Source organism: Halobacillus sp. Marseille-P3879 (assembly GCF_900240285.1).
Lineage (GTDB): Bacteria > Bacillota > Bacilli > Bacillales > Halobacillaceae > Halobacillus_A.
Genome location: NZ_OESS01000001.1, coordinates 529,343 through 546,852 on the forward strand (window position 1 = coordinate 529,343; position 17,510 = coordinate 546,852).

Consider the following 17,510-nt stretch of genomic DNA (forward strand, 5'->3'; position numbering starts at 1 on the left):
AAGACGATGAAGTATCAAATCGAGCATACGAACTCATTTTACTACGACAACGATGTGGATCAGAGTATGAATACGGTTCGTTTAAAACCTCGCACTGATGAATGTCAACGGTTGATTTCCTATCGGACGGAAATCACTCCTGCATCCTTAACGAAGGAGCATGTGGACTTATGGGGGAACCATGTAGAGTCATTCTTTATTGCTCATAAACATAAAGATTTAATTGTGAAGACCATCTCTACTGTAAGCATTCAGAAAAGCCCGTTTATCCACCTGTTAAAATATACGGATGAAATGCGGGAAATTTTCCACTCTGACCTGTTTCATGAGCACTATTTGCCTTATTTAAATGACACTCCGTACACTTTTTTATATAAAGATCACATTACTGAAATTACGAATGCTATCGGTGAGGCAAATGATCCGATTCAGTTTCCTATCGATTTGATGGAGTTTCTTCATCGTTCGATTTTATATGACGGGACGTCGACACAGGTGGGAACAAAGGCTCATGAGTCGTGGCCGCTGAGAGCAGGTGTTTGTCAGGATTACACCCATATAATGCTTGGAGTCCTAAGGGATAAAGGGATTCCCGCAAGGTACGTCAGTGGTTATCTTTATGTAGGAGAAAATTCGGCTCTTATTGGCGATGCCGCTACTCATGCCTGGGTAGAAGTAATGATCCCGGGTATTGGGTGGGTTGGCCTGGACCCTACTAATAATGTGGAAGCGCTGGAAAATCATATTCGAATTGGCACTGGCAGAGATTATGCAGATGTGAGTCCACTGCAGGGAGTTTACCGGGGCGGGGGACAGCACTCAGAGGTGAAAGTAAGTGTGACTTTACTGGATCAATAGTATCGTTGCCAATGTTGCCAAGGCCTATAAAAAAGAAGGGGTGCTGCTAAAGAGCCCCCTTCTTTTATAATATGACCAAAAAGTTACGCTTCGATTTAGGACCTTTTGAAAAAGGTCAACATCCAGCCGATGGCTCCTCCGGCAATCGCAGGGACAATCCAGCTGAGGCTGTATTCATAAAAGGGAAGCGACACAATAATCGGTTCCATAAAATTCATAGAAAAGCCGAATTCAACGAGACCATCATACAAACTGACTAAGGCTGTCAGCAGGACCGCTCCTCTATAAACATAGGGCGAGTGACTGAATGATTTTCCAATGAACGTCAACGCCACTAAGACAATAGCAATAGGATATAAGAATACGAGCACAGGGACTGAATAAGCAATAATTTCGTTTAAGCCCAGGTTAGATACACATAGACTGCCAATGGTTATAATGGATATTACACTTTTATAGGAAACAACGTTAAACCGTTCGGAGAAAAACTGACCGCAGGCTACCGTTAATCCTACGCATGTTGTAAAGCAGGCGAGCAGAACGATGAGTCCAAGCAGCAGTGTTCCAAGACTGCCGTACATCAAGTCGGCAGCGCCAGCTAATACGGCACTTCCATTAGCGAATTCGCCTTCTGTCGCCATTTTTACACCGATCCATCCAATCGATACATAAACCGCCGTTAATCCAATGGCAGTTACCGTTCCTGCTTGAATTGTCCGGAGTGTAATCTCTCTTTCGTTCGTTACTCCACGGTCGCGAAAAGAAGTAATAACGATGATTCCAAAAGCTAATGATGCAATTGCGTCCATTGTCAGGTAACCTTCAATGAAACCTGTAGAGAAGGGCTGTGAACTATATTTTTCCTGAGCAGGCTGTATATCTCCCGTCAATAAGAAGAAACTACCAATGACGAGACCGAAGATAGCGAGTAACAGAGCAGGAGTAAGCATTTGTCCCACCCGGTCGACTAACTTCGATGGATTTAAGCTCATCACAAATACTAAAGCGAAAAAGATGAGAGTAAAGATAAGGAGCCCTGTAGGATTTACTCCTCCAATCCACGGCGCTATTCCAGTTTCAAACCCGACGTTTGCTGCTCGCGGAATACCGAAGAAAGGACCAATAGCTAAATAAACAACTGACGTAAACAGCAGGCCAAATAATGGATGTACCCTTCCTGATAATTCGACGGCACCGTTTTGCACCAGAGATATTGCTGCGACTGTTATGATAGGAAGCCCTACACCTGTGATAACGAAACCGATAATCGCAGGCCAGTAGGAGGTACCTGCTTCCATGCCAAGAGATACGGGATAGATTAGATTCCCGGCACCAAAAAATAAAGCAAATAGCATGAAACCTATGAATATTGTGTCTTTTCTTTGCATACTCATTCTCCTCAAGGTTGTAATGGACTTCATACGTAAAAAAAGCTCCTCAGTCGGAGGCGAGGAACTTTTGGATAAGTGAATTGTCAAATTAGTCACAAGCGTAATCGTATCAATGTCAAAAAATTATGTCAACGTAATTTTTTAAAAAGTACTGTAAAAGAGATAGTACTTTATGGAAAAGTTTTATTATTAAAACGTAAAAATTAGCACAGTTTAATTTACATATGGAGAAAGTGAATTTACAATGGTTCAGTATGAATTCATCGTTCGATATATAATGGAAGTGAAGGAGTTATGCTATGTTCGATTCATTACTGTTTCAACTGATGCTTATCGGATTGCTGGGAGTAGGTGCTCAATGGATTGCCTGGAGGTTCCGTCTTCCGGCAATTGTGATCATGTCGATTGCAGGACTGCTCGTTGGACCGATTTTTGGCTGGATTGATCCCGAGCAGGATTTTGGTGAACTATACAGCCCGATTATATCTTTAGCTGTAGCCGTTATCTTATTCGAGGGCAGTTTGAATTTAGATTTTAAAGAAGTACGGGGGTTAGGTCGTCCTGTATTTAGAATTGTTACGGTAGGGGCATTTATAAGCTGGATCCTGGGGGCTTTGGCTGCTCACTATGTAGCAGATTTATCCTGGGCTGTTGCTTTTGTAATAGGCGGATTATTTATTGTAACAGGACCTACGGTTATCCTTCCGTTGTTAAGGCAGGCCAAGCTGAAACCGCGGCCGGCAAAAATCCTTAAATGGGAAGGGATTATCATTGATCCTATCGGGGCGCTATTAGCTGTATTTGCTTTTGAAATCATTGAATTTCTAATAGGGAATAATGGTACACCATCTGCTCTAATGACCTTCTTTCTTGCTTCCATTTTTGCCGTAATTCTAGGATATGGCCTTGGGAAAGGTGTCGGGTGGATGTTTGAAACAGGATATGTTCCTGAGTTTCTTAAATCTCCTATGGTATTTGCAGCCGTAATCGCCTGCTTTACGATTGCTGATGAGATTACTCATGAAACAGGTTTACTATCTGTAACAGCGATGGGGATGACGATGGCGAATATGCACATCTCTTCTATATCGGATATGAGGCACTTTAAAGAGAACATTTCCCTTCTACTGATTTCTACAATCTTCGTTATGCTTACAGCTTCACTCAATCGTGAAACTTTAATAGAAATCTTTAACATTGAAATTATCGGGTTTGTCCTATTGATGCTCTTTGTTGTACGTCCGCTCTCGATTATAATCTCGACCTGGGGGACAGATCTCACAAACGGGGAAAAGCTTCTCGTCAGCTGGATTGCTCCCCGTGGCATTGTAGCTTTAACTGTAGCCAGTTATTTTGCAAGTGCTTTATTAGACTCCGGTTTTGATGATGCTTCCATTTTATTATCATTAACATTTGCCCTTGTGTTTACGACAGTAGTGGCACATGGTTTCTCCATAGGATGGCTTTCAAGAAAGCTTGGGCTTTCGATGGAAGGACCTCCAGGAGTCTTAATTGCAGGCGGCAGTGCATTTACAACAGGACTTGGGAAAGCTCTTGAAGATGTGAAAATTCCTGTCCTAATCAGCGATTCCTCCTGGGAGAGGTTATTTGATGCTCGTTCAAAAGGGTTGAAAACATATCATGGGGAAATTCTTTCTGAACAAACAGACTATCATTTGGAAATGACACCTTATGAGTATATGATTGCGGCTACCGAGTACGATTCCTATAATGCTCTCGTGTGTACTACGTTTGTACCGGAGTTTGGGCGTAATAACTTATTCCAGCTCAGCCTGGATAAGAACGAGGGAGATAAGCTGGAAGATCTGGTACACACCATTGGGGGTAGGATTTTCATAGGAGAGCAAGCTACGTGGGAAGAATTAAACAAACGGGTAGAGAGTGGTTATGTGTTTAGAAAAACGACGATAACCAATCGATATACGTATAAGGATTATCTGGATAAAAAAGATGACGATGCGATGCTTATATTTGTGAAGAAACCAACCAATAAAGTAGAGTTCTTCAGTCACAAGAATGACATTAAAGTAGAAAATGGAGACATTGTCGTTGCTTTAACCCCTCCAAGCAAGGAACATGTAAAGATTCAGGAAAAACTAGAGAGGCAGCGGTTAGGAAACGATAAGAATTAAAATAATGCTTGCAAGCCATCCGTAAAAGGATGGCTTGCTTTTTTAATAATATCTAAATTATTGTGCTGTTCAGGCTTCAGCAAGCTGCTTTTTCAATTCTTTTAATTCATCTTCCATACGAGCCAGCTGTTTCTCGGCATTTTCTACATTTCCACCAGCTGCATCAAGTTTTTCTAAATCACTTTGGATCCGAATGTAATCTGCTTTTAGTGCAGCTATTTCATCTTGGATTTCTTTTTTTGTCATAAACGATCACTCCTTGATTAATATTGTAGACGATGTAATTTTTATATACAATGGAGTGAAAATTCTGATTATTTTTGGTAGACTATGTATATTACTTACAGGTGAAGGGGGAATAAGGTGGAGGTTAAGCAGCATCATTCGGTTAAAGATTTTTTAAAAACAACAGAAACACTTCTGTTAGAAAGGGAAGCAGAAAACAACCTGCCGCTTGGAATATTACATAATCAGAAACAGATGAATGCAGATGAACTTTATATGCTGACTATTCATCATGAGGGGGAGTGTATTTATTCTATCATGCGTACTCCTCCCCACTATTGGATATTGCCCTCCGTTGATGTGGATCATAAGCAGCCAGTTAAAACATTAGTTGAATATTTAGCTGAGCATTCCTTCAAAGTACCTGGAGTTATAGGAGAGGCTTCTGCAGCAGAGGCTTTTGTACAAGCATATAGAGAGAAAAACAGGGGTTTAGCAGAGCTGCACATGAGGCAGGGGGTATATGAGTTAAAGAAAGTGAATGAACTACAAAAATGTAAGAGGGAAGCTGCGCACAGCCAGGAAGCCAGATGAAGGCTGGCTGCATGAATGGTTTAAGCAATTCTATAAAGAAACAAATGAAGTGCACGGGGGTAATGAAATCGCCCGGACTGTGAAGAATCTTATTCGTTCAGAAAGAACTTTCATTTACATAGTAGATGGGGAAAATGTATCGATGGTAAGCAGAGCCAGAAATACCCCAAATGGAGCTGCAGTAAATGGCGTCTTTACACCTGCTCCCTATAGAAGGCAGGGATATGCCACGGAAGCGGTGAGTTTATTAAGTAAACAATTACTTGACGAAGGAAACCGGTTTTGTGCACTCTACACGGATTTAGCGAACCCTTCTTCTAATTCTATCTACCAAAAGATTGGGTTTAAAAAGGCAGGCGAATCACTTGTTTACCATTTAATGGAATGATCAACCGCTTTCTTAGGACGATTTTCACAATTAATGGAAAATATTTTAGCGAATATCGAGTATTTCGAATCTTTTGTAAGATATGAGGATCTTTAGGTAAGAAATAGCAGGGAAAATTCTATTCATCCTTCAATTTAAATAGTAAATACAATTTATACTGTATATTTGAATTTGTGCGTTCGATACATGTTCGATATGATTTATAGTAACTGAGCTAAAATTCATACAAAATGCTCACTAGAGGAGGACAAACACATTTGAAGTTTTTCAGGATATTAGACAAAGTCGTCCTTAAAATTGAAGAATTCATTCTCGGATATGCCGTCATCATTATTGCCCTCATGGTGGTGGGGAATGCGTTAAGCCGAGCTATCTTTAGTTACTCCCTTTCGTTTGCTAATGAAATAAGCCAAATTGCAGTAATCGTGGCTACGTTTATGGGAATCAGCTATGCTGCAAGAAAAGGTCGGCACATCAGCATGTCAGCCTTCTATGACCTGGCTCCGTTTAAAGTGCGGAAGGTCGTTTCCACAGTCATCCCTTTCTTAGTTGCTGTTGTGCTTTTTGTATTAGCTTATTATTCATATTTGTATGTGATGAATGTTCGTGATTCCGGAACAGTGACCTCAGCTTTACAAATGCCGGCTTATATTATTTACATTGCGATCCCGTTAGGATTCTTCCTGGGAGGAATTCAATTCCTAAGAAATATGATCATTAATATTGTACGGCGTGAACACGTTTACTTAGGAACAGACGCAAAAGATTACAATGACCAGGATAAGACTGAAATCGACGAAGCAGCCCATCTATAGAAGAGGATTAAGCAAATACTAAAACATTCGTAGAAAGGATAACGATATGGTCGCAACCTTACTGACGATCATGGTGGTCCTGCTGTTATTGAATTTTCCGATGATGATTCCGCTTATGGTCGCACCTATCATCGTAGTTTTCTTATACTTCCCAACGATGGACCCCATGATTTTAATGAAGCAATTTTCAACAGGTATTGAAGCCTATGTCTTGTTAGCTGTCCCGTTATTTATATTTGCAGCTGATATTATGACATCGGGAAAGACATCCAGACGCTTGCTGGATTTCATAGGATCTTTTATCGGACATATACGTGGAGGATATGCAGTAACGACAGCAGCTACGTGTACACTGTTTGGAGCAATATCCGGATCCACACAAGCAACTGTAGTAGCGATTGGTAAGCCAATGCGTGAAAGATTACTTAAAATCGGCTATAAAGACTCTACGGCAATGGCCTTAATTATTAACTCCAGTGATGTAGCTTTACTCGTTCCGCCGAGTATTGGAATGATTATGTACGGGCTGGTGTCCGGTACGTCGGTAGGGGATCTATTTATAGCCGGCATTATTCCGGGGATTATCGTATTTTTAAGCTTTGCTGTTTACAGCATTATTTACGCAAAAGTAGCTGATATCCCATTAGCTGATAAAGCCACCTGGAGTGAACGATTAAAGTTCACTAGAAAAGCTCTATTGCCATTAGGATTTCCTGTGATCATCATTGGCGGGATTTATACAGGATTATTCAGCCCTACTGAGGCTGCGGGAATGTCCGTACTCTACGCGTTTATATTAGAGGTTATTATTTTCAGGTCCGTCCATATTAAGCAGCTTCCGGAAATTGCGAAGTCTACTGGACTAGTAACTTCAGCAGTTTTTGTACTTGTGGCAGGGGGGCAAGCATTCACCTGGGTAATTTCATTTGCCCGAGTCCCACAGATGATTACAGATACGGTATTGGGGCCGAATCCGACTGCTTTATATGTACTTATCATGGTAACCATTTTCTTTTTTATCGGCTGTATGTTCGTAGACCCAATCGTAGTTATTCTGGTTCTAACACCTATTTTTTACCCTGCAGCCATGCAGGCGGGAGTAGATCCTGTTCATCTCGGTGTTGTTATTACGTTCCAGGCTGCACTTGGTTCTGCAACTCCTCCGTTTGGGGTCGATATATTTACGGCTAGTGCCGTCTTTAATAAACCCTACCTTGAAGTTATTAAAGGCACACCGCCTTACATTATTATGATGGTAATTATTTCAGTTTTATTAATCTATTTCGAAGAACTTTCCCTTATGCTCCTATAGGGGTAAGGGTGAAAGAATATATAAAAAACTATTGGGAGGTCATTAACATTTTAAACAAAAAGAAAATGTTAGGTTTAGTCGCAGCAACAGCACTTAGTTTAACCTTGGCTGCCTGTGGTCAGCAGGAAGGCAGCGGTGACGACGGCGGGGAAGAAAGCTATAACTGGAAATTCGTAACAGAAGAAGTTGAAGGTCAGGTTCAATACGAGTATGCTCAGGAATTCGCAGATCGTATGGACGAAAAATCAGATGGCCAGGTCAACATTGAAGTTTATGAGTTTGGCGGTCTAGGAAGTGAGACGGACCAGGTTGAACAATTAGAAAGCGGAACAGTTGAAATGGCTGTTATGTCTCCTGGCTTTACGGGGAATATGGTAAATGAAGGACAAATCTTTGCCCTGCACTTCCTTTTCCCTGACAGTGTAGAAGCCACTCAAAATATTTTAAATGAAAGTGAAGCGCTAAACACAGACTTGGTGGAAAAATATGAAGAACACAGCATTACGCCACTGTCCTATTGGACGGAGGGGGCAATGCAGTGGACAAGCAGCAGTGAAATCTCAGAACCAGCGGATTTCGAAGGATTTAAAATGCGTACGCAGGATTCACCACTTATTCTGGAATCCTATGAAGCTTACGGTGCCGATCCTACACCAATGAGCTGGTCTGAACTTTATACGTCACTTGACCGTGGGACAGTGGATGGCCAGGAGAACCCGATCTTCTTTATTGGTGACGCTTCCTTCCACGAAGTACAGGATTACATGACCATTTCTAATCACAATAACTACGTAGCTATGACCACTGTAAACACAGACTGGTATAATGAACTTCCTGAAGATATGCAGGAAATGCTGGACGAAACGACTCAGGAAATGCAGGAGTGGGCATTTGACGAACAGGAAGCTCAAAACGAGGAATGGCTGGAAACCATTGAAAATGATAATGAAAATGAAACAACAATTATTGAACTTGATGAAGAGCAGCGCGATGCATTCCGTGAAAAAGCCGAACCTGTCCGTGATTTTTACAGAGAAGAAGTTTCAACTGTAGACGGGGAGATTCTGGACAAACTAGAGCAGGAAATTGAAGAATTGGGTGGAGAATAGACTAATTTTTAAAAGAAATACGTACTCAGGCTGTCGACTTTCCCGGCAGTCTGTTTTTTGTTTTTTGAAGACTTGAAAGCTACTTGCCTGCACGAATTAGAGTGGGGAACCCGCCTTCCTTAACGATAGAACGGAGACAGCCCTGCATCACTGGAGGACTGTCTCCGTTCTATGGTTTCTTATGTTCCCTGCCAAGGTTCTGTCTGTTTTCGATAATCAAGCCAGGTCAGCAGAATGACGAGAATGAATAGAAAGCTTGAGATTTTAAACAAATCTGCCGTTTCTACGTAAATGTATATAAATCCGAGGACTAAGGCGCTTAGTCCGATGCCTAAATCAATCGAGGAATAGAACATACCGTTCGCAATACCACTTCGAGCTACAGTTGTTTTAGAAATAACCCAAGCTTGAAACGCGGGCATCATCGAACCGTAACCAGCCCCAAATAGAGCACCAGCTATCATCAGGTCAACATTTGAATCAGCTAAAGCCAATACCCACATAGCTGCAAAAGAGATCGCTGAACAAATTATAATCAGTTTCCAGGGACCGTTTTTATCAAAATATTTACCTGTAATTGGACGGGAAACCGTGGCGAGTAAAGCGTTAAAGAAATAAAACAAAAACACGCCATCAAGTCCTTGCTCCACTCCGAAAATCACGATATAGGTTACGATCGATCCATAACCAAACGTTGTTAAAAACGTCACCAGCGCAGGATAACCGCTTTTCTTTTCTAAAAGGGAACCGAAAAATGAAAAACGGGGCTTTGTTTGTCTATTTTCATAAACACTTGCAGGAGTGATAAAACTCGTTAAAGCAAATAGACCAATAGCGATGATTCCCAATCCGGCAGAAATCCATATGAGCAGATCGAACGAATAATTTTGGAAAAGGTAAATGCCGAAACTAGGCGCCATGATCATTCCGATGGTGATGGATAGACCAAAGTAACCCATCCCTTCTCCTACTCGTTTGCGCGGAACGAGATCAACCGCAGCCGTTCCGTTGGCGGTGGTGGACCATCCCCAGGCAATGCCATGTGCAAATCGAATTACAAGCACGAAGACGACAATTTGAGTAATCGGATAGAGCAGTGTCATAGCCAGCAGGGAAACGGCTCCTATAAGGACAAGGATTTTTCGCGTCGAAGTCATTAATAAATACCCGATAAACGGCCGGATAAGAATCGCGGCAACTGAGAACATCGTGGTAACCAGTCCGATTTCGAGCTTACTGCCGCCTATAGACTCAATATAAGGAGGAAGGTTTGGAAGCAGCATTTGAAAGCTCATAAAGGTAAATAAATTAGCTGCTACTAGAAAAATAAACGGCCATGTCCATAATTGCTTGGAAGAGGAGCTCATAAGATGAACCTCACTTTCTGAAGCAAAAGGCACCAGGTACATCAGGTACCTGGCACCGGATTGTTGCTTTGGTACCGCAAGATGGATGTGGATTTTTTATTCACTTGCAGCTTTATGCTCCAGCCACTCGTGATATAAGTGACTAATAATTGTTTTTATAACGGCATAAGCCGGTATGGCAAAAAGTAAACCCAGGAACCCGGCCAGGCTTCCAGCAGCTAAAATAACTGTAATTATAGTAAGGGGATGAATGTTTAAAGCTTTTCCCATTACATTTGGAGAAACAAGGTTACCTTCTAATTGCTGGGCAACAATCATGATTATAGCTACGTAGACAGCCATAATCGGCTCCTGAAATAATGCAACTAAAATAGCTGGCACAACGGCTAGAAACGGTCCGACAAAAGGAATGACGTTCATCAGCATGGCGAACAGGGCCAGCGTTAAAGAGTAATTTAAGCCGATGATTAAATAACCGACAAGCAGGATGAGCCCGACAAATACACTGACAGTCAGCTGACCGATGATAAAAGAATTTAACGTATGATCAAGTGATTTAGTCAGTCTTTTAAAACTTGAGGCTACTTTATTGTTCATAAATTGAGTTAAAAACGGCACAAGCTTATCTCCATCTTTTAACATAAAGAACAAGAAGAAAGGAATCAGAACTAAAGCAAACACAAAGCCGACAAATTGACTAATGACGTCAATAATAATACCAGGAGCAGCATCTAAAGAGTTTTGCAATGTCTCGACTACGCTGTTTAAGGAGTCATTAAATTGATCTGGAATGATATCCTGATTCTGCTGCCAGTACGTAATCGTCTCAGCGATCATATCACTCATCCGCGGTATGTTATCAACGAGTCGCGTGAATTGCTGCTGGGCAATCGGAGCAATAAACTGAACGATGATAAATCCTAACAGAATAAATAAGAGAAATACAATGATAATCGCCAGTATGCGGGGGATCTTATAATACTCAAGGAAATGCATCACAGGTCGGGAGATATAAAATAAAATTGCTCCTCCGATTAAAGGGAATGCAATTGCACCGGCGTATGTAAGAAAAGGTTCAAAAAAGAACTGAATTTCATGTAACAGAAATATTAACAAAGATATTAGAATTCCTGAGATTAACACTTGAAACCAACGTTTATGGAACATAAGATCACACCTTTATAACAATAGATTGTAAGCAGCTCTTTCCCTATTTTGAACGGTTGTATGCAATGATTGCAAATCGTAATTTCAGTATACTACAAGTAAACGGTCCGTGGGTCAGAGGAGCAGGATTTGAGTAAAATATTACTAATTCAAGTTATAATGGAAGAAAAGAGGAGGGGGATTATGGAAAACGATATCCTTAGAAGATTTAAAAGCTATGTCCAGGTAGATACACAATCCAATATGGAAAGCACATCTACACCGTCAACAGAGAACCAATGGGATCTGGCACACCAGCTTGTAGAAGAGTTAAAAGAAATAGGGATGAAAGAAGTGACGATCGACGAGCACTGTTACGTGATGGCCACGCTCCCTTCCAATACAGAAAAATCGGTTCCAGTGATGGGATTATTAGCTCACATCGATACAGCTACAGATTTCACAGGAAAGGGAGTCACCCCGCTTGTACATAAGAATTATGACGGAGGAGATCTTCAGTTAAACGACAATGTTGTGTTATCACCTCAGGATTTTAAAGAGCTTACAGCGTACAAAGGACATACCCTGATCACTACAGATGGAACGACTCTTCTTGGGGCAGATAATAAGGCTGGTATCACGGAAATTATCACAGCTATGGAATATCTGATTAATCATCCTGAAATCGAGCACGGAAAAATCCGAGTTGCCTTTACTCCAGATGAGGAAATAGGGCGAGGTCCTCATAAGTTCGATGTGCAACGATTTGGTGCCGATTTTGCGTATACTGTCGACGGCGGCCCTCTGGGGGAACTGCAATATGAGAGCTTTAACGCGGCCGGTGCCAGGGTTATTTTTTACGGAAATAGCGTACATCCAGGCACAGCCAAAGGGAAAATGATCCATGCCTCAAAAATGGCAATGGAGTTCATTGACCAGCTTCCCTGTCAAGAAGCTCCTGAATTTACCGAAGGATATGAAGGGTTTTATCACCTCCTCTCTTTCCAGGGAGATGTAGAGAAAGCAAAACTGCTTTACTTAATTAGAGATCACGATCGTGAAAAATTTGAAGAAAAGAAAGCATTTTTGCGGAAAATTACGGAACAGCTGAAAGGTTGCTATGGCGGAGGTCGGATTGAATTAGAAATAGAAGATCAATATTATAATATGCGTGACAAAATTGAACCTGTCAAAGAAATTGTTGATACCGCCCGTCGAGCAATGGAAAACTTAAACATTCAACCTGTTATTCATCCGATTCGGGGAGGAACAGACGGATCACAGCTTTCTTATATGGGTCTGCCGACTCCAAATCTATTTACCGGCGGAGAGAACTTTCATGGGAAGTATGAATACATTTCCTTAAATAACATGGTGAAGGCTGTTCAAGTAATCGTGGAAACCGCCCGGATTCATGCCGAAAATCAATAAAATGGATGAATAGTTCGAATGGAAAAACCGCATAATGAAGGATGGGAAAGGTTGAAATAATAATTGACAAATCGCGATCCCATGCTATGATATAAGTAGAATATAGCAATTCCTAAAGGGGAGTAGCTGGACAATAAAGTCGTCATTACGGGAATTTCCCCGGCTTTATTGGCAACGGACGTTGTTAGCGAGACCTTTACCCACCTAGGGTAAAGGTCTGTTTTTTTATGATCTTTGCCTTCAGGGCAGGGATCATTTTTTATGGGAAAAGGAGAGAAACCTGAATGGATGCTCAATTATTAATCGAGTACGGATGGGTTCTAATCGTACTTGTTGGTTTAGAGGGGATTCTGGCAGCCGATAATGCACTAGTGTTAGCCATAATGGTTAAACACCTGCCGGAAGACCAGAGGAAGAAAGCATTATTCTATGGATTATTAGGCGCATTTGTGCTTCGATTTGCTTCACTTTTTGTCATTTCTTTTCTGGTTGACGTATGGCAGGTGCAAGCTTTGGGTGCGGCATACTTACTCTTTATCTCCGGTAAACATCTATACGATAAGTGGAGGACGAAGAATTTAATTGAAGATGAACCTGCGGAACATGTGGAAGAGAAAGGAAAAGGTTCAGGCTTCTGGATGACCGTTTTGAAGGTAGAACTTGCAGACCTGGCGTTCGCTGTGGATTCGATTCTAGCAGCAGTTGCTCTTGCTGTAGCCCTTCCTGCTACGCCGCTTCCTCCAGTAGGAAGTCTTGATGGGGGACAATTCGCTGTTATATTAGCAGGGGGAATGATTGGTATTATCATCATGCGTTTCGCAGCCAACGTTTTTGTTAACCTGCTTCATTCACGCCCTGGTTTAGAGATTGCTGCATTTGTAATTGTTGGATGGGTAGGGGTGAAACTTGTTGTTTCCACATTAGCTCATCCGAATATTCAAGTGCTTGATGAGCATTTTGCTCACTCGACGATATGGAAGGTTTCGTTCTATACCATATTAGTCGGTATAGCTGTAGCAGGCTGGTTCTTATCAGGTAAAAAGAAAAAAGAAGAAGCTTAATGGACTGCAGGTGTGAATCCTGCAGTCTTTTTGTCGAATTTGTTATAGTTATGAGTTAGGAGGGAGCATTATGGGGAAGGCTGCGAATAACCGTAAAGACCAGTTTACGTATGTTAAAAACAGAATAAGGATGCTGAACCAGGTAGTCGACTCGATGGACGAACAGGAGATAAGCTTTGAAGATTACCAGCGCGTTCTGGAGATGGTTGAGCAATTACAGTTAAAGATGAATCGCTTTAAGAAGGATTGGGAGACAGAAAGAGAGCGGTAGGCTGCATCGTTTTTACGACTTCTTCCTATCGTTTACAATGAGAACAGAAGGAGTGATTACCACAATGGCTTTACACCATTTTCATTTAAAAGCTGACTGGCCCGGCGGCCGGAATGAAGTTGGATATATTGAAGCTGACCAGTTAAAAACGAAGATTTCGATCCCAAAAGAAATGGATGGACCTCATATTGGCACCAATCCGGATGAAATGCTGCTGGGAGCCGCTGCTACCTGTTACATCATTAGTTTAGCAGCAATGATTGAACGTGCCCGTCTTCCTTTGGCCCATATGGAGATGGATTCTGAAGGGATTGTTGATGTAACGAATGGGATTTTTACGTATAAAAAAATAATTCACAAGCCAAAAGTATTCTTGACGAAGGATGCAGAACAAAAACACCTGAAACGTTTGGAACAGCTTGTAGAACAGGCAGAAAGCAGCTGCATGATTTCTAAAGCAATCGCTGGAAATGTTGAGCTTGAACTGCAGGCAGAGACCGGTATTCAATAAAAGGAAGCGGGACAAAACGATAATGGTCATTTGAAAAGACAAATAGTTAATGCTTATTTAAAAATTAATACTAGACGTTGATTGCTAAATAAAGAAAGACCTGATCAAATTCGAATGAATTGTTTGGGTCTTTTTTGGATTCCTATCGTTTTCTCCTAAAAACACGTTGGTTGTGACGTCTCTGTCAAATTTCATTCCTGCATTCTACAAGTACGGTGCTCATTAATTTAAAGTTTAGATACAATAATCATTCCGTAAAAGGATTTTGGAAACGGTGAGACTCCTGTAGGAGATGCGGACAAGTGAGACCCCAGAAGGCGAAGCCTGAGGAGGCTCAGTGTACGCCCACGGAGCGAGTTGGAACCCATCTTTTTGAGTTCACAAAGTGAAACCCACGCATTAGACGTGGGTTAAAATAAATAGACGCGAGCTTCAAATGGTTCAAGCTCAATCGTGGTCGTATCGTGCTCCGAAACTTTTCGGTTAGAAAGAAGCAGATAATCTTCGTGCAGGGTGAAGTCACTTTCAAACGCCGCTTTTTCGGATGTAAGATTGCTAATGATAAGTGCAGTTTGCCCTTCGTACGTGCGTGTATAAGCGTAAATCTGTGTATCCTCTGGCAGGAGCAGATTATACGTGCCGTACGTAAATAATTCATAGGTTTTCTTCAGACCGATTAATTGCTTATAAAAAGAGAGGATGGAGTCTTTTTCTTTAAGCTGACGGGCAACATTAATCTCTTTATAGTTAGGATTTACTTTCAGCCAAGGTTCACCCGTCGTAAAGCCAGCCTGTTCTTCATCACTCCACTGCATGGGTGTCCGGCTGTGGTCTCGAGAAGTGGCTTCCAATACGTTCATAATCTCATCAACAGACCAGCCTTCGGATTTTTTAGTAGTGTAAAAGTTTTTGGCCTGCACATCGTCATACTCTTCAATTGAAGTAAATGGATTGTTCGTCATCCCTATTTCCTGCCCTTGATAAATAAAGGGGGTGCCCTGCATTAAGAAGTACATCGCAGCCATGGCGGTTGCACTTTCATACCAATATTCCTCGTCATCGCCCCACGTGGAGACAATACGCGCTTTATCATGGTTCTCTAGAAACAGGGCATTCCAACCGTCACCTTCAAGAGTCTTCTGCCAGCGGGTAAGGGTCGTTTTTAAAGCGACAACGTCCAATGGCTGCTCAGCATCCTGATCCCATAAATCCAGGTGTTCGAATTGGAAAATCATATCCATCTTTCCGTTTTCACCGACCCACTGGTCAGCCTGTTCTGCACTAACGCCATTTGCTTCTCCTACCGTCAGGGCATCCCGCTCTCCGTATGTTTCATCTTTGAATTCCTGAAGAAAATTGTGAATCCCTTCCTGGTTCATATGCATATCAAAGGAGGAAACATAAGGCTTGTTATCTGGGTTGGGTAAATCAGGCAGGTCTTTCCGTTTTTTAATGTGACTGATCGCATCAATGCGGAAGCCGTCAATTCCTTTGTCGAGCCACCAGTTTACCGTATCATATAAAGCCTGGCGTACTTCTTCATTTTCCCAGTTTAAATCCGGCTGTTTCTTAGAGAAAATATGAAGATAGTACTGATCGGTTTTCTCATCGTATTCCCATGCTGAGCCTTCAAATATACTTTCCCAGTTATTCGGTTCTCTGCCGTCCTTGCTGTCACGCCAAATGTACCAGTCTCGTTTCGGGTTATCGAGCGATGACCGTGACTCTATAAACCATGGGTGCTCATCGCTCGTATGATTTAGGACAAGATCGATAATCAACTTCATGTCGCGTTGATGGACTTCATTAAGAAGCTGGTCAAAGTCTGCAAGAGTGCCAAATTCATCTAAAATATCCTGGTAGTCTGAGATGTCGTAGCCATTATCGTCCTTAGGCGATTTATACATCGGGCAGATCCAAATAAAATCAATACCCAGCTCTTTTAAGTAGTCGAGCCGTTCAATCATTCCTTGAATATCTCCAATTCCGTCTCCGTTTGAATCCTGAAAGCTTTGCGGATATATCTGATATCCTACAGCTTCTTTCCACCAAACTTTTTCCACTGTGATAACCTCGCTTTTATAAGTTACTTTCGTTCAAATTCCACTTCTAAACCAAAGTGGTCGGATATGACCGGTTCATTCTCTCCGTCAAATATAACAGAGGAAGAAAGCACGTTCACCTGATCATTTGTAAATATGTGGTCAATTTTTAAATCTTCCTGGTTGTCTTCCCAGCCTGCAATTTTCCCTTTTATTGTACGATTGCCGGATTTTTTCTCCGCTTTTTGGTGCGTATCGGTAAATCCTTTGCTGAGTATATAATTGTACCCTTCATCAAGGATGTGATCGGCTGCATTGAAGTCGCCTAATAGAACGCTTGGGGTGTTTATCCGGTTCATTAAGCGGTCAATCTGTTCATCATAGGGCTCTTCCTCATCTCCCCACCATCCAAGGTGGCAGGAGTAAAGGAAAAGCGGAGAGCCATTTAAGGAAATGGCAGCACCGACGATCTTTCTCGATTTCCAGAAATCGACCGACTCCGAGGAGGTAATATAAAATGTTTCCACTTCTTTCACAGGATGTCGTGTTAATAAAGCAATACCCTCTTCATACACTTCGAAACCCAAATGGGAGATGTCCCAGTGGAATTCGTAGTCTATACTGCCCAGAGCATGCAGGTCCTGAATTAAAAGAAGACCATAGTTATCAGTCCGGATAGTATTGTAAGCGAAGGGACTGTCCATATGCTGACTCACTTCCTGCAGCGCAACCGCGTCATAACGTTTGGCATGAATAACTTCAGCCAGCTTTTTGATTTTTTGACGTTGATCGTCTTCCTGCCAAGCATGGACGTTGATCGTTAACATCTTCATGGT

17 protein-coding genes are annotated in these 17,510 nt (G+C 41.8%); 11 read left to right on the forward strand and 6 right to left on the reverse strand.

Annotated elements, in window-relative coordinates; translation table 11 throughout:
• Positions 1 to 6: 6 nt before the first annotated feature.
• Positions 7 to 858: a transglutaminase family protein gene (locus C1A12_RS02635; protein ID WP_101842296.1), complete on the forward strand. Its 852-nt coding sequence runs from the start codon at positions 7 to 9 to the stop codon at positions 856 to 858.
• A gap of 95 nt (positions 859 to 953) precedes the next feature.
• On the opposite strand, the gene brnQ is transcribed toward C1A12_RS02635, so the two are convergent.
• The gene (gene brnQ / locus C1A12_RS02640; RefSeq protein ID WP_101842297.1) at positions 954 to 2,246 is read right to left on the reverse strand and encodes a branched-chain amino acid transport system II carrier protein; all 1,293 of its coding nucleotides are present in this window, start codon (positions 2,244 to 2,246) and stop codon (positions 954 to 956) included.
• Between the two features lie 302 nt (positions 2,247 to 2,548).
• Between brnQ and C1A12_RS02645 the strand changes: the two genes are divergently transcribed.
• On the forward strand, positions 2,549 to 4,402 hold the full coding sequence (locus C1A12_RS02645) for a sodium:proton antiporter (protein WP_101842298.1): 1,854 nt from the start codon (positions 2,549 to 2,551) through the stop codon (positions 4,400 to 4,402).
• 69 nt (positions 4,403 to 4,471) lie between these two features.
• Here C1A12_RS02645 and C1A12_RS21195 read toward each other — a convergent pair whose 3' ends face one another.
• Positions 4,472 to 4,648 carry an SE1832 family protein gene (locus C1A12_RS21195; protein ID WP_200816541.1) on the reverse strand — a complete coding sequence of 59 codons (177 nt, stop codon included), beginning with the start codon at positions 4,646 to 4,648 and terminating at the stop codon, positions 4,472 to 4,474.
• Between the two features lie 117 nt (positions 4,649 to 4,765).
• Between C1A12_RS21195 and C1A12_RS02650 the strand changes: the two genes are divergently transcribed.
• The 5 genes from C1A12_RS02650 to C1A12_RS02670 all read left to right on the forward strand — a co-directional run bounded on the left by C1A12_RS02650 (position 4,766) and on the right by C1A12_RS02670 (position 8,845).
• On the forward strand, positions 4,766 to 5,221 hold the full coding sequence (locus C1A12_RS02650; RefSeq protein WP_101842299.1) for a hypothetical protein: 456 nt from the start codon (positions 4,766 to 4,768) through the stop codon (positions 5,219 to 5,221).
• Positions 5,169 to 5,609: a GNAT family N-acetyltransferase gene (locus C1A12_RS02655; RefSeq protein WP_101842300.1), complete on the forward strand. Its 441-nt coding sequence runs from the start codon at positions 5,169 to 5,171 to the stop codon at positions 5,607 to 5,609. Before C1A12_RS02650 ends, C1A12_RS02655 begins: the two co-directional genes overlap by 53 nt.
• Before the next feature lie 257 nt (positions 5,610 to 5,866).
• The gene (locus tag C1A12_RS02660; protein WP_101842301.1) at positions 5,867 to 6,424 is read left to right on the forward strand and encodes a TRAP transporter small permease; all 558 of its coding nucleotides are present in this window, start codon (positions 5,867 to 5,869) and stop codon (positions 6,422 to 6,424) included.
• A gap of 46 nt (positions 6,425 to 6,470) precedes the next feature.
• Positions 6,471 to 7,736 carry a TRAP transporter large permease gene (locus tag C1A12_RS02665; RefSeq protein ID WP_101842302.1) on the forward strand — a complete coding sequence of 422 codons (1,266 nt, stop codon included), beginning with the start codon at positions 6,471 to 6,473 and terminating at the stop codon, positions 7,734 to 7,736.
• A 65-nt stretch (positions 7,737 to 7,801) separates the two neighbouring features.
• Positions 7,802 to 8,845 carry a DctP family TRAP transporter solute-binding subunit gene (locus tag C1A12_RS02670; RefSeq protein ID WP_101843262.1) on the forward strand — a complete coding sequence of 348 codons (1,044 nt, stop codon included), beginning with the start codon at positions 7,802 to 7,804 and terminating at the stop codon, positions 8,843 to 8,845.
• Between the two features lie 179 nt (positions 8,846 to 9,024).
• Here C1A12_RS02670 and C1A12_RS02675 read toward each other — a convergent pair whose 3' ends face one another.
• Both C1A12_RS02675 and C1A12_RS02680 read right to left on the reverse strand, forming a co-directional pair.
• Positions 9,025 to 10,212, reverse strand: a complete 1,188-nt coding sequence (locus C1A12_RS02675; RefSeq protein WP_235001513.1) for an MFS transporter — start codon at positions 10,210 to 10,212, stop codon at positions 9,025 to 9,027.
• A gap of 96 nt (positions 10,213 to 10,308) precedes the next feature.
• Positions 10,309 to 11,379 carry an AI-2E family transporter gene (locus C1A12_RS02680; protein ID WP_101842304.1) on the reverse strand — a complete coding sequence of 357 codons (1,071 nt, stop codon included), beginning with the start codon at positions 11,377 to 11,379 and terminating at the stop codon, positions 10,309 to 10,311.
• A gap of 183 nt (positions 11,380 to 11,562) precedes the next feature.
• Between C1A12_RS02680 and pepT the strand changes: the two genes are divergently transcribed.
• The 4 genes from pepT (at position 11,563) to C1A12_RS02700 (ending at position 14,632) form a co-directional block, all read left to right on the forward strand.
• Complete coding sequence (pepT, locus tag C1A12_RS02685) at positions 11,563 to 12,789, forward strand: peptidase T (RefSeq protein WP_101842305.1); 1,227 nt, start codon at positions 11,563 to 11,565, stop codon at positions 12,787 to 12,789.
• 284 nt (positions 12,790 to 13,073) lie between these two features.
• Positions 13,074 to 13,850 (forward strand): TerC family protein, encoded by a 777-nt coding sequence (locus C1A12_RS02690; RefSeq protein WP_101842306.1) that lies wholly within the window; start codon positions 13,074 to 13,076, stop codon positions 13,848 to 13,850.
• Positions 13,851 to 13,920: 70 nt separating this feature from the next.
• Positions 13,921 to 14,121: an SE1561 family protein gene (locus C1A12_RS02695; protein ID WP_101842307.1), complete on the forward strand. Its 201-nt coding sequence runs from the start codon at positions 13,921 to 13,923 to the stop codon at positions 14,119 to 14,121.
• 64 nt (positions 14,122 to 14,185) lie between these two features.
• Entirely contained in the window at positions 14,186 to 14,632 is a 447-nt protein-coding gene (locus C1A12_RS02700; RefSeq protein ID WP_101842308.1) for an OsmC family protein, read from the forward strand.
• 410 nt (positions 14,633 to 15,042) lie between these two features.
• Here the strand turns inward: C1A12_RS02700 and C1A12_RS02705 are convergent, their stop codons facing one another.
• Both C1A12_RS02705 and C1A12_RS02710 read right to left on the reverse strand, forming a co-directional pair.
• Complete coding sequence (locus tag C1A12_RS02705) at positions 15,043 to 16,695, reverse strand: alpha-glucosidase (RefSeq protein WP_101842309.1); 1,653 nt, start codon at positions 16,693 to 16,695, stop codon at positions 15,043 to 15,045.
• Between the two features lie 23 nt (positions 16,696 to 16,718).
• Complete coding sequence (locus C1A12_RS02710; protein WP_101842310.1) at positions 16,719 to 17,507, reverse strand: endonuclease/exonuclease/phosphatase family protein; 789 nt, start codon at positions 17,505 to 17,507, stop codon at positions 16,719 to 16,721.
• Positions 17,508 to 17,510: the final 3 nt, after the last annotated feature.

Bases quoted from the DNA above. Each gene is read 5' to 3' on its own strand.
- C1A12_RS02675 (WP_235001513.1), bottom strand. From the start codon at position 10,212: ATGAGCTCCTCTTCCAAGCAATTATGGACATGGCCGTTTATTTTTCTA.
- C1A12_RS02695 (WP_101842307.1), top strand. From the start codon at position 13,921: ATGGGGAAGGCTGCGAATAACCGTAAAGACCAGTTTACGTATGTTAAA.
- C1A12_RS02700 (WP_101842308.1), top strand. From the start codon at position 14,186: ATGGCTTTACACCATTTTCATTTAAAAGCTGACTGGCCCGGCGGCCGG.
- C1A12_RS02645 (WP_101842298.1), top strand. From the start codon at position 2,549: ATGTTCGATTCATTACTGTTTCAACTGATGCTTATCGGATTGCTGGGA.
- pepT (WP_101842305.1), top strand. From the start codon at position 11,563: ATGGAAAACGATATCCTTAGAAGATTTAAAAGCTATGTCCAGGTAGAT.
- brnQ (WP_101842297.1), bottom strand. From the start codon at position 2,246: ATGCAAAGAAAAGACACAATATTCATAGGTTTCATGCTATTTGCTTTA.
- C1A12_RS02655 (WP_101842300.1), top strand. From the start codon at position 5,169: ATGAACTACAAAAATGTAAGAGGGAAGCTGCGCACAGCCAGGAAGCCA.
- C1A12_RS21195 (WP_200816541.1), bottom strand. From the start codon at position 4,648: ATGACAAAAAAAGAAATCCAAGATGAAATAGCTGCACTAAAAGCAGAT.
- C1A12_RS02635 (WP_101842296.1), top strand. From the start codon at position 7: ATGAAGTATCAAATCGAGCATACGAACTCATTTTACTACGACAACGAT.
- C1A12_RS02680 (WP_101842304.1), bottom strand. From the start codon at position 11,379: ATGTTCCATAAACGTTGGTTTCAAGTGTTAATCTCAGGAATTCTAATA.
- C1A12_RS02710 (WP_101842310.1), bottom strand. From the start codon at position 17,507: ATGAAGATGTTAACGATCAACGTCCATGCTTGGCAGGAAGACGATCAA.
- C1A12_RS02690 (WP_101842306.1), top strand. From the start codon at position 13,074: ATGGATGCTCAATTATTAATCGAGTACGGATGGGTTCTAATCGTACTT.
- C1A12_RS02665 (WP_101842302.1), top strand. From the start codon at position 6,471: ATGGTCGCAACCTTACTGACGATCATGGTGGTCCTGCTGTTATTGAAT.
- C1A12_RS02670 (WP_101843262.1), top strand. From the start codon at position 7,802: ATGTTAGGTTTAGTCGCAGCAACAGCACTTAGTTTAACCTTGGCTGCC.